The 14214-nt window shown below is 62.7% G+C and carries 18 protein-coding genes; 11 read left to right on the forward strand and 7 right to left on the reverse strand.

Annotated features, from left to right (window positions below; translation table 11 throughout):
• Positions 1-156: 156 nt before the first annotated feature.
• The 5 genes from ACSQ3N_RS02230 to ACSQ3N_RS02250 form a co-directional block, all read right to left on the reverse strand.
• Positions 157-990 carry a DMT family transporter gene (locus ACSQ3N_RS02230; protein WP_436145490.1) on the reverse strand — a complete coding sequence of 278 codons (834 nt, stop codon included), beginning with the start codon at positions 988-990 and terminating at the stop codon, positions 157-159.
• 93 nt (positions 991-1083) lie between these two features.
• Entirely contained in the window at positions 1084-1791 is a 708-nt protein-coding gene (locus ACSQ3N_RS02235) for an AraC family transcriptional regulator (RefSeq protein ID WP_436145491.1), read from the reverse strand.
• Between the two features lie 19 nt (positions 1792-1810).
• Complete coding sequence (gene lipA / locus ACSQ3N_RS02240) at positions 1811-2791, reverse strand: lipoyl synthase (protein WP_056164742.1); 981 nt, start codon at positions 2789-2791, stop codon at positions 1811-1813.
• Between the two features lie 24 nt (positions 2792-2815).
• Positions 2816-3514 carry a lipoyl(octanoyl) transferase LipB gene (gene lipB, locus ACSQ3N_RS02245; protein ID WP_436145492.1) on the reverse strand — a complete coding sequence of 233 codons (699 nt, stop codon included), beginning with the start codon at positions 3512-3514 and terminating at the stop codon, positions 2816-2818.
• Between the two features lie 13 nt (positions 3515-3527).
• Entirely contained in the window at positions 3528-3848 is a 321-nt protein-coding gene (locus ACSQ3N_RS02250; protein ID WP_056164737.1) for a YbeD family protein, read from the reverse strand.
• A 276-nt stretch (positions 3849-4124) separates the two neighbouring features.
• Between ACSQ3N_RS02250 and ACSQ3N_RS02255 the strand changes: the two genes are divergently transcribed.
• From ACSQ3N_RS02255 to ACSQ3N_RS02295, 9 genes are all read left to right on the forward strand, one after another.
• Positions 4125-4598, forward strand: coding sequence for an ATP synthase subunit I (locus ACSQ3N_RS02255; RefSeq protein WP_436145493.1), 474 nt, complete (start codon positions 4125-4127; stop codon positions 4596-4598).
• A 21-nt stretch (positions 4599-4619) separates the two neighbouring features.
• Positions 4620-5498 carry a F0F1 ATP synthase subunit A gene (atpB, locus tag ACSQ3N_RS02260; RefSeq protein WP_056164733.1) on the forward strand — a complete coding sequence of 293 codons (879 nt, stop codon included), beginning with the start codon at positions 4620-4622 and terminating at the stop codon, positions 5496-5498.
• 60 nt (positions 5499-5558) lie between these two features.
• The gene (gene atpE / locus ACSQ3N_RS02265; RefSeq protein ID WP_007847749.1) at positions 5559-5828 is read left to right on the forward strand and encodes a F0F1 ATP synthase subunit C; all 270 of its coding nucleotides are present in this window, start codon (positions 5559-5561) and stop codon (positions 5826-5828) included.
• 34 nt (positions 5829-5862) lie between these two features.
• Positions 5863-6333, forward strand: coding sequence for a F0F1 ATP synthase subunit B (locus ACSQ3N_RS02270; RefSeq protein ID WP_007847746.1), 471 nt, complete (start codon positions 5863-5865; stop codon positions 6331-6333).
• A gap of 10 nt (positions 6334-6343) precedes the next feature.
• Positions 6344-6886, forward strand: coding sequence for a F0F1 ATP synthase subunit delta (locus tag ACSQ3N_RS02275; protein WP_056164731.1), 543 nt, complete (start codon positions 6344-6346; stop codon positions 6884-6886).
• Between the two features lie 42 nt (positions 6887-6928).
• Complete coding sequence (gene atpA / locus ACSQ3N_RS02280) at positions 6929-8482, forward strand: F0F1 ATP synthase subunit alpha (RefSeq protein ID WP_056164729.1); 1554 nt, start codon at positions 6929-6931, stop codon at positions 8480-8482.
• A gap of 18 nt (positions 8483-8500) precedes the next feature.
• Positions 8501-9367 (forward strand): F0F1 ATP synthase subunit gamma, encoded by an 867-nt coding sequence (atpG, locus tag ACSQ3N_RS02285; RefSeq protein ID WP_056164728.1) that lies wholly within the window; start codon positions 8501-8503, stop codon positions 9365-9367.
• 35 nt (positions 9368-9402) lie between these two features.
• Positions 9403-10833 (forward strand): F0F1 ATP synthase subunit beta, encoded by a 1431-nt coding sequence (gene atpD / locus ACSQ3N_RS02290; RefSeq protein ID WP_056164723.1) that lies wholly within the window; start codon positions 9403-9405, stop codon positions 10831-10833.
• A gap of 84 nt (positions 10834-10917) precedes the next feature.
• Positions 10918-11334 carry a F0F1 ATP synthase subunit epsilon gene (locus tag ACSQ3N_RS02295; RefSeq protein WP_056164895.1) on the forward strand — a complete coding sequence of 139 codons (417 nt, stop codon included), beginning with the start codon at positions 10918-10920 and terminating at the stop codon, positions 11332-11334.
• Positions 11335-11739: 405 nt separating this feature from the next.
• Here the strand turns inward: ACSQ3N_RS02295 and ACSQ3N_RS02300 are convergent, their stop codons facing one another.
• Entirely contained in the window at positions 11740-12033 is a 294-nt protein-coding gene (locus ACSQ3N_RS02300) for a hypothetical protein (RefSeq protein ID WP_056164722.1), read from the reverse strand.
• A gap of 76 nt (positions 12034-12109) precedes the next feature.
• The gene (locus ACSQ3N_RS02305) at positions 12110-12397 is read right to left on the reverse strand and encodes a hypothetical protein (RefSeq protein WP_056168637.1); all 288 of its coding nucleotides are present in this window, start codon (positions 12395-12397) and stop codon (positions 12110-12112) included.
• 334 nt (positions 12398-12731) lie between these two features.
• Here ACSQ3N_RS02305 and ACSQ3N_RS02310 point away from each other — a divergent pair, with 334 nt between their 5' ends.
• Both ACSQ3N_RS02310 and ACSQ3N_RS02315 read left to right on the forward strand, forming a co-directional pair.
• Positions 12732-13328 carry a hypothetical protein gene (locus ACSQ3N_RS02310; RefSeq protein ID WP_056164716.1) on the forward strand — a complete coding sequence of 199 codons (597 nt, stop codon included), beginning with the start codon at positions 12732-12734 and terminating at the stop codon, positions 13326-13328.
• An 86-nt stretch (positions 13329-13414) separates the two neighbouring features.
• The gene (locus ACSQ3N_RS02315; RefSeq protein ID WP_235507281.1) at positions 13415-14122 is read left to right on the forward strand and encodes an RNA polymerase sigma factor; all 708 of its coding nucleotides are present in this window, start codon (positions 13415-13417) and stop codon (positions 14120-14122) included.
• The last annotated feature ends 92 nt before the right edge of the window (positions 14123-14214 follow it).

Below are 14214 nucleotides of genomic sequence, written 5' to 3' on the forward strand. Positions count from 1 at the left end.
TGCTAGCGCTTGCTGATCGAGCGGCAGCTCCCCATTTCACTCACATCGTTCAAAACAGGGCGCGCCCAATGCCAGCGCTCCCGTGGATCTGGCTCCGCCAATCCACCGGATGCGTCCCCCCTCGGGGGGGAGGGCGCGCAGCGCCTCAGGGGGGCTTCACTTCGCCCGCATTCCCATGATGGCTGCGCTGATGATCATGGCCGTGGCCAGTGCAATGCTCCAGCTGAACGTCCGCCCGCTCACCACGATCAGCAGGCTGGTGGAGGCCAGTGGCGTGATGTAGCTCAGGATGCCGATGTGCCGCGCGTCGCCCAGCTTCAAGGCCTTGTCCCACAGGAAGAACGAGGCCCCCAGCGGCCCCAGGCCCAGCAAGGCCAGCAGTGCCCAGTCGCGCGGCTGCAGCGCCACCGGCGGTTCCAGCGCCACATGGCACAGCAGCGACAGCACGCCCGACACCAGCCCGAACAGGCCGATGGCCGTGGTCGGGAACGCCGCCACCCGCTTGGTCAGCAGCGAGTAGGTGGACCAGATGAACGCGGCCGCCAGCGCGGGCAGGTAGCCCCAGGCCAGCGTGCCGCTCAACTCGCGGCCGCCCGCGATGGCAATCGCCGCGCCGCCAAAGCCCAGCAGCGCCGCCAGCACGTGCGGCAGGCGCAGCGACACGCCGGGCAGCACCACGGGGGCCAGCACCACGATGAACAGCGGCCACAGGTAGTTGACCAGGTTAGCCTCCACCGGCGGCGCATGGCGCAGCGCGATGAACAGCAGGAAGTGATACGCGAACAGGCCGTACACGCCCAGCGCGAGCGTGCGCAGCGGAATGCGCCACTGCGACGGATCGCGCACCACGAACGGCCAGGCCGGCACGCTGCCGATGATGAGCGCGATGCCCGTGAGGAGGAACGGCGGCACATGGGTGAGCGACACCCCCAGCGACGCGAGCGAGGCCCACAGCGCAATGGCGCCCAGGGCGTAGAGATTGGCTTGCATGCCGCCGACTGTATGCGCACCGGGCCGCCGGCATCGTCGCGCAACGATGGCGTGTCGTCGCGCAAGAGGGGGAGGGCCAGGCGTCTGCGGCTGCTACGGCCCCGCGCGGCGCAGCGCTGCGGTCAGCGCCGACGGCGATCGGTAGCCCGTGCGACGCGCCACCTCGGCCACCGCCATGCCGCTGTCGCGCAGCAGCCGCGCCTGCGCCAGCCGCTGGCCGCGCAGCCAGGCCATGGCGCTGATGCCCAGGTCATCGCGGCAGCGTGCTGCGAACTGGCTCGCGCTCAGGTGCACCCGTGCGGCCAGGTCTGCCACGGTGATGTGTGCATCCCCCTGCTGTGCAGCCCAACCCTGCAGTTGGGCCCAGTCGATGGCCCTGCGCCGGGACGCAGGCCCCGCAGTACCGCTGTGCGTCGCTGCGGGTGCCGGCAGGGCCTGCCAGGCTTCCAGAAGCAACGCGGGGCCGTGGGCCTGGGCCATCGAAAGGCCCTGCTGCAAGGCGCTCGCCAGATAGTGGGCCAGGGCCAGTGCCGGCGCGGGAGGCTTTGCGCATTGCGACCACGCGTGGTCCGGGCTGTCGAGCACCAGGCACACGCTTCCGTGGCGGGATTCGAAGTCGTGGCGGGCGCCGGGTTCAATCACGTATCCTCTGCCAGGGGCGACGCGCAGGCCGCGCCCCTCCACTTCCAGTTCCAGCGCACCGGACACACCCATCAACACCTGGAAATGCCCATGGCTGTGGCTCCCTGGCGAGGCACCGTAGCTGCGCAGCGACAGGCTCGGCGCAGCGGCGTGGTCCATGGCAGCCCCGTGCGAAGCGTCAGACGCCAGCGGCGTGCGCCTGCTGGTCGGCGTGGTAGCTCGAGCGCACCATGGCGCCCACGGCCGCGTGGCTGAAGCCCATCTTGTAGGCCTCTTCCTCGAACATCTTGAAGGTGTCGGGGTGCACGTAGCGGCGCACCGGCAGATGGCTGTTGCTGGGCGACAAATATTGGCCGATGGTCAGCATGTCGATGTCGTGCGCGCGCATGTCGCGCATCACCTGCAGAATCTCTTCATCGGTCTCGCCCAGGCCGACCATGATGCCGCTCTTGGTCGGCACCTTGGGGTGCAGCGCCTTGAACTTCTTGAGCAGGTTCAGGCTGAACTGGTAGTCCGACCCCGGGCGCGCTTCCTTGTACAGGCGGGGCGCGGTCTCCAGGTTGTGGTTCATCACGTCGGGCGGCGCAGCCTTCAGGATCTCGAGCGCGCGGTCGTCGCGGCCACGGAAGTCGGGCACCAGGATTTCGATCTGCGTGGTGGGCGACAGCTCGCGGATGTTCTGGATGCATTCGACGAAGTGGCCGCTGCCGCCGTCGCGCAGGTCGTCGCGGTCCACGCTGGTGATCACCACGTATTTAAGGCGCAGCTGGGCGATGGTGCGCGCCAGGTTCAGCGGCTCGTCCTTGTCCAGCGGGTCGGGGCGGCCATGGCCCACGTCGCAGAACGGGCAGCGGCGGGTGCACTTGTCACCCATGATCATGAAGGTGGCCGTGCCCTTGCCGAAGCACTCGCCGATGTTGGGGCAGGAGGCCTCTTCGCACACCGTGTGCAGGTTGTTCTGGCGCAGGATGTCCTTGATCTCGTAGAAACGCGTGGTGGGCGAGCCCGCCTTCACGCGGATCCACTCGGGCTTCTTGAGGACTTCGCCCTGTTCCACCTTGATCGGAATGCGCGACAGCTTGGCCGCGGCCTTCTGCTTGGCCAGCGGGTTGTACGTTTCGGTGGATTGCGCTTCGCGGACGACTTCAGGGGTGCTCATGGCGTGTAGGCAGCGTGGTGGAGGTCAAGGCGCAAGGCGGATGCTGAGCTGCTGGCCCAGCACCTGCGCGGCTTCGTCCCAGGTGGTGTGGACCCCGATTGTAGAAAGGTCCACCGTTTGCAATCCTGCGTAACCGCAAGGGTTGATGCGGCCGAAGGGTTCCAGGTCCATCGCCACGTTGAGCGCGACACCGTGGTAGGTGCAGTGCCGGCTCACCTTGATGCCCAGCGCGGCGATCTTTCCCAGGCCGTCGAAGTCGGGCTCCGGCGGCGCGCCATCCACGGCGCGCTTGTGCGGGCGCTGGGGCAGCATCGCGTGGCTGTGCGGGTCGGCAAGGCGGACGTAGATGCCCGGTGCCCCCGCCACGCGGTGGCCCGTCACGCCGAAATGCGCCAGGGTGCGGATCACCGCTTCTTCGACCCGGTAGACATACTCCTTGACGAAGTAGCCGGCCCGCCGCAGATCGATCAACGGGTACGCCACGACCTGCCCCGGGCCATGGAAGGTGACCTGGCCGCCCCGGTTGGTCGGCACCACAGGAATCTCGCCGGGCTGCAGAAGGTGGTCGCTCTTGCCCGCAATGCCCTGGGTGTACAGGGGGGGGTGCTCGCAGAGCCAGAGCGCGTCGGGGCTGCTGTCCGCGCGCGTGGCGGTGTAGTCCTGCATGGCCTGCACGGTGGCGGCATAGTCCACCCGGCCCAGCGTGCGGATCTCGATGCTCATGCGCTGCGGCCGGTCAAAGAACGATCTTCACCAGCGGGTGCGAAGACAGTGCGGTGTACAGGCCATCCAGCTGTTCGCGGCTGGTGGCGGTGATGGTGATGGTTATTCCGAGGTAATTGCCGGCCCGGCTGTCGCGCAGTTCAATGGTGGCGGCGTCGAAGGTCGGGTCGAACTGGCGGGCCAGTTCGGTGACGGCGTGCACGAAGCCGTCCACCTTGGCGCCCATGACCTTGATCGGAAAGCTCGACGGGTACTCGATCAGAGAGTCTTTGCGCGAATCGTTAGGCTGTGGGGGCACGTGGCCGTTTGCGGGCGGCAGGGGGGATGAGGTCATGGTGAGCGGTGCTTCGGTTTCAATAGCGGGAAAGCCTTGTCCATTGTGCGCCAAGGTGGGGAGCGCCTGCCGGCGCAACGGGGCCATCGTGCATCAACTCGGTGCAAGTCTGCACCCGGTATGTGCGCGCAATGTGTGGCGCCACCGCACTCCCCGGCATGCATCGACACGGGTTTTTGCCGCAGGATTGCGGGTCTTTGCAGACCTACATGGGTTTTTACTTATAATTAGAGGCTTTGTGAAAGTTTCGGTCTGTAACGCGGGCGTCATTCAACAATGAAAACAATCGCTCCTGAGACAGAAACTGAGGCTGATGAATCCGACTTCAAGCCCTTGACCGCGCAAGAGGCCGAGCAGTGGCGCAGTCGCCATGTGCCGATCTCGGTGTGGAAGGTGGTGCTGGGTCAGGCGATGGTCGGAATGCTGGTGGCCCTCGGGGCCTGGGTTCTGACCGGCAGGGTGTCGGTGGGCTGGTCCGCAGCGTACGGCGCTCTGGCGGTGGTGCTGCCGGCGGCCTTGTTTGCACGGGGGGTGCTGCGCCACAAGGCGTCTGCCAATCCGCGTGCCGCCATGGTGGGATTCTTCGGCTGGGAAATTGCCAAGATTGTCTTGACGGTGCTGCTGCTCGCAGCGGCACCCCGGCTCGTGCCGGGCTTGAGCTGGATCGCTTTGCTGGTAGGCATGGTGATCACAATGAAAACGTATTGGGTGGCACTGATGGTGCGGCCCGGTGTTCGAAAAACCGATTGATAGTTACAAGAGAGTTGTCCGATGGCCGCAGAAGCGCACGCTCCGACTGCAAGTGAATACATCGTTCACCACCTGCAGCATCTTCAAAACGTCAACCAGACCAAGATTGTTGACTTCACGGTCATCAACTACGACTCCATCATCGTGGGTTTGGTTCTGGGTGCCCTCACGCTTTTGATCCTGTGGTCAGCCGCCCGTAAGGCAACGTCTGGCGTGCCGGGCCGCTTCCAGGCGGCTGTGGAGATGCTGGTCGAAATGGTGGACAACCAAGCCAAGGCCAACATCCACAACGCCGAAAGCCGCAAGTTCATCGCACCCCTGGGTCTGACGGTATTCGTCTGGATCTTCCTGATGAACTTCATGGACATGCTGCCCGTCGACCTGCTGCCCGCCATCTGGGCCCAGATCTACGGTGCTGCCGGCCACGACCCACACCACGCCTACCTGCGCGTCGTGCCCACGGCCGACCTGTCGACCACCCTGGGTCTGGCATTCGCCATCCTGATCCTGCGCTTTTGGTACAGCGTCAAGATCAAGGGCGCTGGCGGCTGGGCACACGAACTCGTGTCGGCTCCGTTCGGCACCAGCAAGAATCCCATCTTCGCCCTCATCCTGGGCGTGATCAATCTGCTGATGCAGATCATTGAATATGTCGCCAACACCGTATCGCATGGCATGCGGTTGTTCGGCAACATGTACGCCGGTGAACTGGTGTTCATGCTGATCGCCCTGATGGGTGGTGCGGCTGCACTGTCGCTGTCGGGTGTGCTGCTGCCTGTGGGCCACGTCATCGCTGGCACCATCTGGACGCTGTTCCACATTCTGGTGATTTCGCTGCAAGCCTTCATCTTCATGATGCTTGCGCTGATCTACCTCGGTCAGGCGCACAACGCGCACTAACGGTTCCCTTTCGTTTCCTTTTCCTTTCTCAACCTTTCTTTTTTAAACTCAGGAGTCATCATGGAAAACATTCTCGGTCTCGTCGCTCTGGCTTGTGGTCTGATCGTTGGCCTCGGCGCTATCGGCGCTTCCATCGGTATCGCACTGATGGGTGGCAAGTTCCTCGAATCGTCGGCACGTCAGCCTGAGCTGATCAACGAACTGCAAACCAAGATGTTCATCTTGGCCGGTCTGATCGACGCTGCGTTCCTGATCGGCGTGGCTATCGCTCTGCTGTTCGCTTTCGCCAACCCCTTCGCTTCCACGTTCTTGGCCAACCTGCCCAAGTAATTCCCGTTCAACGCCACTCTAGAAAGGTGTTGCCGTGAGTATCAACGCGACCCTGTTCATTCAGGCCATCGTTTTCCTGATCCTGGTGTGGTTCACGATGAAATTCGTGTGGCCCCCGATCGCGAAGGCGTTGGATGAACGAGCCCAGAAAATCGCCGAAGGCCTCGCTGCTGCCGACCGTGCCAAGTCCGAACTGACCGCTGCCAACCAGCGCGTCGAGAAGGAACTGTCACAGGCACGCAACGAAACGGCCTCGCGTCTTGCGGACGCCGACCGACGTGCCCAGGCCATCATCGAAGAAGCCAAGGCACGCGCCACGGAAGAAGGCAACAAGATCGTTGCTTCCGCCCGTGCCGAAGCCGAGCAGCAAACGGTGCAAGCCCGCGAAGCCCTGCGTGAGCAGGTAGCAGCGCTGGCCGTCAAGGGTGCTGAGCAGATTCTCCGCAAGGAAGTCAATGCCGGCGTTCACGCCGACCTGCTCAACCGCCTGAAGACCGAGCTGTAAGGGGACACACATGGCTGAACTCGCCACCATTGCCCGCCCTTACGCCGAAGCCCTGTTCAAGGCCGCTACCGCGGGTGCGGGCATGGACCTGGCCAGCACCGCTGACTGGGTCGATGAACTGGCGGCCATTGCCGCCAACCCCCAGTTGCGCCAGTTGGCCGACAACCCCAAGGTGACGGCAGACCAGGTGTTTGCCGTTGTCACGGGTGTTGCGCGTTCGGCACTGTCCGATACGGCCCAGAACTTCCTGCGCACGATCATCGATAACGGGCGCCTCACCGCGCTGCCGGAAGTCGCTGCACAGTTTCGTGCCCTCGTGAATGGCCGCAGCGGCTCTTCGGATGCCGTGGTGCACAGCGCCTTTCCGATGGACGCCGCCGCACTGGCTGAGGTCGGCTCTGCGCTCGAAAAGCGCTTTGGCCGCAAGCTCAACCTCACCGCTCAGCTGGACCAGTCCCTGATCGGTGGCATTCGCGTAGTGGTGGGTGACGAGGTGCTGGACACTTCGGTCAAGGCCCGTCTTGAACAAATGAAAGCGGCCCTCACCGCGTAACGCGCGGCGAGGACAGCGAACCAAAGAAAGAAGGAAAGAGTCATGCAACTCAATCCCGCAGAAATTTCTGAACTCATCAAGAGCCGCATCGAAGGTCTGGCCGCCAGCAGCGATATCCGCAATCAGGGTACCGTGGTGTCCGTGTCCGACGGTATCGTGCGCGTTCACGGCCTGTCGGACGTGATGGCCGGTGAAATGCTCGAGTTCCCCGCTACCAAGGACGGCCAGCCCTCCTTCGGCCTGGCACTGAACCTCGAGCGCGACTCCGTCGGCGCCGTGATTCTGGGCGAGTACGAACACATCTCCGAAGGCGACACCGTCAAGTGCACGGGCCGCATTCTGGAAGTGCCCGTCGGTCCCGAGCTGATCGGCCGCGTGGTGAACGCCCTGGGCCAGCCTATCGACGGCAAGGGTCCCATCAACGCCAAGCTCACCGACGTGATCGAAAAGGTCGCTCCGGGCGTGATCGCCCGTAAATCGGTGGACCAACCCCTGCAGACCGGCCTGAAGTCCATCGACTCCATGGTGCCTGTGGGCCGTGGCCAGCGCGAGCTGATCATCGGTGACCGCCAGACCGGCAAGACCGCTGTCGCCATCGACGCCATCATCGCCCAGAAGGGCCAGGGCGTGACGTGTATTTACGTCGCCATCGGCCAGAAGGCTTCGTCCATCAAGAACGTGGTGCGCGCGCTGGAACAAGCCGGTGCCATGGAATACACGATCGTGGTGGCCGCATCGGCCTCCGAATCGGCTGCCATGCAGTACGTGTCGGCCTACTCGGGCTGCACGATGGGCGAGTACTTCCGCGACCGCGGCCAGGACGCCCTGATCGTTTATGACGACCTGTCCAAGCAGGCCGTGGCCTACCGCCAGGTATCGCTGCTGCTGCGCCGCCCACCAGGCCGCGAAGCCTACCCCGGCGACGTGTTCTATCTCCACAGCCGCCTGCTCGAACGCGCAGCCCGCGTGAACGCCGACTACGTCGAAGCCTTCACCAAGGGTGAAGTCAAGGGCAAGACCGGTTCGCTGACGGCACTGCCCATCATCGAAACGCAAGCCGGCGACGTGTCCGCCTTCGTTCCTACCAACGTGATCTCGATCACGGACGGCCAGATCTTCCTGGAAACCAGCCTGTTCAACGCCGGTATCCGCCCCGCCATCAACGCCGGTATCTCGGTGTCGCGCGTCGGTGGTGCAGCCCAGACCAAGCTGGTGAAGAACCTGTCCGGCGGTATCCGTACCGACCTGGCCCAGTACCGTGAACTGGCTGCATTCGCGCAGTTCGCTTCCGACCTGGACGAAGCCACCCGCAAGCAACTGGACCGCGGTGCCCGCGTGACCGAACTGCTCAAGCAGGCACAGTACAGCCCCCTGTCCATCTCGCTGATGGGCGCGACGCTGTTCGCTGTGAACAAGGGCTTCATGGACGACATCGACGTCAAGAAGGTTCTCGACTTCGAACACGGTCTGCACCAGTTCCTCAAGACCAGCCACGCGCCCCTGTTGGCCAAGCTGGAGCAGGCCAAGGCCATGGACAAGGATGCAGAAGCCGAATTGACCGCTGCTGTCGCTGCGTTCAAGAAGTCGTTCGCTTAAACCGGACGAGGAGCGATCATGGCAGCAGGCAAGGAAATACGCGGCAAGATCAAATCGGTGGAAAACACCAAGAAGATCACCAAAGCCATGGAGATGGTGGCTGCATCCAAAATGCGCAAGGCGCAGGAACGGATGCGGGCTGCCCGCCCTTACAGCGAAAAGATCCGCAACATTGCAGCCAATCTCGGCCACGCCAACCCCGAATATGTGCACGCGTTCATGAAAGTGAACGATGCCAAGGTGGCGGGCGTGATCGTGGTGACCACGGACAAGGGCCTGTGCGGCGGCATGAACACCAACGTGTTGCGTGCCGTGACGACCAAGCTGCGTGAGCTGCAAGGTGCTGGTGTGTCGACCGAGGCCGTGGCCATTGGCAACAAGGGCCTGGGTTTCCTGAACCGTGTCGGCGCCAAGGTTGTTTCGCACGTGACGGGTCTGGGCGACACGCCCCATCTGGACAAGCTGATCGGTCCGGTCAAGGTGCTGCTCGACGCGTATGCGGAAGGCAGGATCAACGCGGTGTACCTGAGCTACACCAAGTTCATCAACACCATGCGCCAGGAATCGGTGGTGGAGCAGTTGCTCCCCCTGTCGTCCGAGCAGATGCAGGCCGACAAGACCGAGCACGGCTGGGACTACATCTACGAACCCGATGCACAGACCGTGATCGACGATCTGCTGGTCCGCTATGTCGAATCCCTGATCTACCAGGCCGTTGCGGAAAACATGGCGTCCGAGCAGTCGGCACGCATGGTGGCCATGAAGGCCGCCACCGACAACGCCGGCAGCGTCATTGGCGAGTTGAAGCTGGTCTACAACAAGACGCGCCAGGCAGCGATCACGAAAGAACTTTCGGAAATCGTGGCTGGCGCCGCTGCTGTGTAAAGCAGCTCAACCAAATCTAAATTGGAGCGAGAAAAATGGCTCAAGAGAATTCCCAAGTGAACGCTGGCGTTCAGGGCAAAGTTGTTCAATGTATCGGCGCTGTGGTGGACGTTGAGTTCCCGCGCGACAAGATGCCCAAGGTGTACGACGCTCTGAAGCTCGAAGGCACGACCCTGACGCTGGAAGTGCAGCAACAGCTGGGCGACGGCGTGGTGCGTACCATTGCGCTGGGCTCGTCCGACGGCCTGCGCCGCGGCATCATGGTGACCAACACCGGCAACGCCATCACCGTGCCCGTGGGCAAGGCAACCCTGGGCCGCATCATGGACGTGCTGGGCGCGCCCATCGACGAACGTGGTCCGGTCAGCCAGGAACTGACGGCATCCATCCACCGCAAGGCCCCTGCGTACGACGAACTGTCGCCTTCGCAAGAGCTGCTGGAGACCGGCATCAAGGTGATCGACCTGGTGTGCCCGTTCGCCAAGGGCGGCAAGGTGGGCCTGTTCGGCGGCGCCGGCGTGGGCAAGACCGTGAACATGATGGAACTCATCAACAACATCGCCAAGGCTCACTCGGGTCTGTCGGTGTTCGCTGGTGTGGGCGAGCGTACCCGCGAAGGGAACGACTTCTATCACGAAATGGCCGATTCCGGCGTGGTGAACCTGGAGAAGCTCGAAGAGTCCAAGGTCGCCATGGTGTACGGCCAGATGAACGAGCCCCCAGGCAACCGTCTGCGCGTGGCCCTGACCGGTCTGACCATTGCGGAATCTTTCCGTGACGAAGGCCGTGACGTGCTGTTCTTCGTGGACAACATCTACCGCTACACGCTGGCCGGTACCGAAGTGTCCGCTCTGCTGGGCCGTATGCCTTCCGCCGTGGGCTACCAGCCTACGCTGGCCGAGGAAATGGGTCGCCTGCAAGAGCGCATCACCTCGACCAAGGTCGGCTCGATCACGTCCATCCAGGCCGTTTACGTGCCAGCCGATGACTTGACCGACCCATCGCCCGCCACGACGTTCGCTCACTTGGACTCCACCGTGGTGCTGTCCCGTGACATCGCTTCGCTGGGTATCTACCCCGCCGTGGACCCGCTGGACTCCACCAGCCGTCAGCTGGACCCGAACGTCGTGGGCGAAGACCACTACGCCACGGCCCGTGCGGTGCAAGGCACGCTGCAGCGCTACAAGGAACTGCGCGACATCATCGCGATTCTGGGCATGGACGAACTGGCTCCCGACGACAAGCTGGCCGTGGCCCGCGCTCGCAAGATCCAGCGTTTCCTGTCGCAGCCTTTCCACGTGGCCGAAGTGTTCACGGGTTCCCCAGGCAAGTACGTTCCGCTGTCGGAAACCATCCGTGGTTTCAAGATGATCGTGAACGGCGAGTGTGACCACCTGCCAGAACAAGCGTTCTACATGGTCGGTACCATCGACGAAGCCTTCGAAAAGGCCAAGAAGGTGGCCTGATTGCCCGGTGGCTGAGCGGCGCCACCGTGCCGCCCGGCCTTCCACTGCAGTCAAGCAACCCATCCCCTTTTCCTAGGAGCAATGATGAACACCATCCACGTTGATGTGGTCAGTGCCGAAGAGTCCATCTTCTCCGGTGAAGCACGCTTTGTCGCGCTGCCTGGTGAAGCTGGCGAACTGGGCATCTTTCCCCGCCACACCCCGCTGATCACCCGCATCAAGCCGGGCTCGGTGCGCATCGAAATGGCCGACGGCCGCGAAGAATTCGTGTTCGTGGCCGGTGGCATTCTGGAAGTGCAGCCCAACCGCGTGACCGTGCTGTCCGACACCGCCATCCGCGGCAAGGACCTGGACGACGAGAAGGCCAACGCTGCCAAGGCTTCGGCCGAAGAAGCGCTGAAGAACGCCAAGAGCGAGATCGACCTGGCCAAGGCCCAGTCCGAACTGGCTGTGCTGGCTGCCCAATTCGCGGCCCTGCGCAAGTTTCGCCAGAAGAAGTAAGGCGACGTCCGAGTTGCTGTATCGGCAACCCTTCAAGAAAAACCCGGCTTTGCCGGGTTTTTTTATGGACCGACGGATGACCAGTTCGGCAACTTTGTCCGCCATCGAGTGAGCCATCTAGCCAGCCGAACATTTCGGCTGAACGTCGGCCCTGCGCGGCCTGCCTTCTCTGCACTTGGAGCACTTGCCAGCTGATGCTGGTGCGCCGCCAGCCGGGTCCATCGATAGCGGGCAAACCAAGCGTGCAGGTCAGGCGAGAGTTACTGCTCACCAACGACAACGGGCTCCTTCGTGGAGCCCGTTTTGTGCAGCGGAGACATCGTCAAACCGCCCTGCATAGCTGCGACACCCAAAGGCATCGCCACGATCGGGTGGCAAACAATGATGCCCCCCGAACGTTGTTGCTTACATCGCGCTGATTTCGCCCGAAGGGATCGTGCCGGTACGCACGGCTTCAGCAGCCTGGGCGCGCACGGCAGCGCGGTCAGCCGTGGACTTGTAGGTCACGACGCGCGAGCCTGCGGGCTCGATGCTGCGGGTCTGGGCCACGGTAGAGGCTTCGGCAGCCACTTCAGCACGGGTGCGGTTCGTGTCGAACTTGGTGGCGAATTGCGAAGCGTCGGCTTCGTCAGCGTGGGCGCCGAAGGCAGCGAAAGCGGACACAGCGGCGATGGAGAGGAAACGTGCGGTCTTGTTCATGATGAAAGTCCAGTGTATTTTTTAGAAATCAGGTTTTTATAAAGAGAGTCAGGAAGCTGAATCCGTCGGATTCAGATCAGCCTTGCTCACCCGAAGGGATCTGGCCGGTGCGCACAGCGTCAGCAGCCTGGGCACGCACAGCAGCGCGGTCAGCGGTGGACTTGTAGGTCACAACGCGCGAACCTGCTGGCTCGATGCTGCGGGTCTGAGCAACGCTCGAAGCTTCTGCAGCCACTTCAGCGCGGGTGCGGTTGGTTTCGAACTTGGACACATATTGCGAAGCATCGGCTTCGTCGGCTTGTGCACCGAAGGAAGCGAAAGCGGCAACGGCGGCGATGGAGAGGAAGCGTGCGGTGTTGTTCATGATGAAAATCCTTGAAGTTAAAAAAGCGTCTCAATAAAGCCGGGACAAAAACCATTCTTGAACCGGGTTCGGTGAGTCGCCTTGCGGGTTCGGCTCATCGATGGGTTGAACTGTACGCCGGTGGTGTTCAGAGAAAAACCACCTGGTCGCGAACTGACTGTTCCAGTATTGAGAACAATGATCACGGCTACACTGATGTGCATCAGCACCGTGCAGACACACTGCCGCCAATATCAGGCGCTAGTCACGCTGACAATCGTTTGCAATCCGGTGGAACTGCAACGAAGTCCTTGTTACTAAACTAGCGACGAACCTCATTGATCACCTGTTTCGCGTGAACGTTTCCAACCGCCTCTCTCCTGCAGATGCCATTGCTCGACCTTCGCTGGACGCCTTCCAGCAAGCCGCGCAGGAGGGGGATTGGGTGCACGTCAGCCGCGATGGCTCTCAGTGGAAGGTGCTAGGGACCGGGACCACGCCTTCCCAGCGGACGGTGGCCTGGATCGAGCCCGGGTCGGATTCCACGTCCGCATTCGTGGGCGCCTTGGGCCAAAGCTTTTCGCAAGGGATACAAGCGTCGGTGGTGCGCGAGCTAGGGCTTGGACCTGCGCCTGGTAAGCCGCTCTCGTCTCGCACGGTGATGCAGGCGATCGACATGGCGCAGACCAGCCGGCAGACGTTGCAAGGCGTGGATTTTCTGACCCAGCTCACGATGAGCGCAGTCGGCCAGTCGTCGGGCTTCAACGAGGCCTGCCGCGCCAGCGGTGTGCCTGCGACAGCGGTGACCGCACAGCAGCGCGAGTCGATCGACGCCGCCATGCAACAGCGGTTCGAAGCCGCTGCGCAGGAAGGGCGCTCCCCCGTGGCCCTTCAAGTGGCCCGTGAGTGGCTGCGTGAAGAGCTGCAGACACTTCAGCTTTCCGGCCGATAGGCAAGCCGACGCACAGACTTTCGGCATAAAAGCACTGTACGCAATTGTTGCTGTACAGGTGGGACTTCCTCTGTGAAAATCCCGCAGTGCAGGCTCATTTTGTAACATTTATTACCAATGCCGGAGGCCATCCGGGCGAATGTGTGCCGCCCGAGTTTCCGCAGCTTGCAGTTTCGGGGCTGGGCACTGACGCCATGGAGCCAGTGGCACCACATGCCCTGGCGGATCCTTCGGAGGCCGCATCCACCCCTCTGCACGAGCACGAAGTGGTCGAGCGCGATGCTTTGTTCCGCACCCTGGTGCAAGCGCATGGGGTGCGTCTGCACCGCTTCATCATCAAGAACATCGGTAACTCCACCGATGCGGAAGATCTGGCGCAGCAGGCCTTTCTCGAAGCCGTGCGCTCTTACGAAACATTCAAAGGCCAGTCGGAGCTCTCCACCTGGCTTTACGGCATTGCGATGAATCTGGTGCGCAATCACCTGTCGCGGGCACCCCATCGCCGTTATGAGTTCACGGACGAATCGGAGCTGTCCGAGATGGCGAGCGACAGCCTCACACCGGCGCAGGCCGTGGAACAGGCACAGCACATGCGCTACCTCGAAGAGGCGATGGCCGAGCTTCCGGAGAGCATGCGAGACATCCTGCTGATGGTGGCAGTGGATGAGCTGTCTTACGAAGACGCCGCGGCTTTGTTGACGGTGCCTGTGGGCACTGTTCGCAGCCGGCTGTCACGTGCACGCAGCGCTCTGCGCGCAAAACTCTTCGCCCGCGGCGTCGAGTTTGAATTCTGATCTTGGCGTGCCCGCGGTGATCGCGCCGCGCAGATGAGAGATCCAGAGATTCCTGGCACCAGGTGGGCCAGACTCCGGTATCGGCTCAATAT

The organism is Acidovorax sp. LjRoot194 (genome assembly GCF_964253015.1).
GTDB lineage: Bacteria > Pseudomonadota > Gammaproteobacteria > Burkholderiales > Burkholderiaceae_C > Acidovorax.

Excerpts from the sequence above, each read along its gene's own strand:
- ACSQ3N_RS02250 (WP_056164737.1), bottom strand. The coding sequence starts at position 3,848 with ATGACCTCATCCCCCCTGCCGCCCGCAAACGGCCACGTGCCCCCACAG.
- ACSQ3N_RS02275 (WP_056164731.1), top strand. The coding sequence starts at position 6,344 with ATGGCTGAACTCGCCACCATTGCCCGCCCTTACGCCGAAGCCCTGTTC.
- ACSQ3N_RS02235 (WP_436145491.1), bottom strand. The coding sequence starts at position 1,791 with ATGGACCACGCCGCTGCGCCGAGCCTGTCGCTGCGCAGCTACGGTGCC.
- atpA (WP_056164729.1), top strand. The coding sequence starts at position 6,929 with ATGCAACTCAATCCCGCAGAAATTTCTGAACTCATCAAGAGCCGCATC.
- atpB (WP_056164733.1), top strand. The coding sequence starts at position 4,620 with ATGGCCGCAGAAGCGCACGCTCCGACTGCAAGTGAATACATCGTTCAC.
- ACSQ3N_RS02305 (WP_056168637.1), bottom strand. The coding sequence starts at position 12,397 with ATGAACAACACCGCACGCTTCCTCTCCATCGCCGCCGTTGCCGCTTTC.
- ACSQ3N_RS02230 (WP_436145490.1), bottom strand. The coding sequence starts at position 990 with ATGCAAGCCAATCTCTACGCCCTGGGCGCCATTGCGCTGTGGGCCTCG.
- atpE (WP_007847749.1), top strand. The coding sequence starts at position 5,559 with ATGGAAAACATTCTCGGTCTCGTCGCTCTGGCTTGTGGTCTGATCGTT.
- ACSQ3N_RS02255 (WP_436145493.1), top strand. The coding sequence starts at position 4,125 with ATGAAAACAATCGCTCCTGAGACAGAAACTGAGGCTGATGAATCCGAC.
- atpG (WP_056164728.1), top strand. The coding sequence starts at position 8,501 with ATGGCAGCAGGCAAGGAAATACGCGGCAAGATCAAATCGGTGGAAAAC.
- lipB (WP_436145492.1), bottom strand. The coding sequence starts at position 3,514 with ATGAGCATCGAGATCCGCACGCTGGGCCGGGTGGACTATGCCGCCACC.
- ACSQ3N_RS02295 (WP_056164895.1), top strand. The coding sequence starts at position 10,918 with ATGAACACCATCCACGTTGATGTGGTCAGTGCCGAAGAGTCCATCTTC.
- atpD (WP_056164723.1), top strand. The coding sequence starts at position 9,403 with ATGGCTCAAGAGAATTCCCAAGTGAACGCTGGCGTTCAGGGCAAAGTT.
- lipA (WP_056164742.1), bottom strand. The coding sequence starts at position 2,791 with ATGAGCACCCCTGAAGTCGTCCGCGAAGCGCAATCCACCGAAACGTAC.
- ACSQ3N_RS02300 (WP_056164722.1), bottom strand. The coding sequence starts at position 12,033 with ATGAACAAGACCGCACGTTTCCTCTCCATCGCCGCTGTGTCCGCTTTC.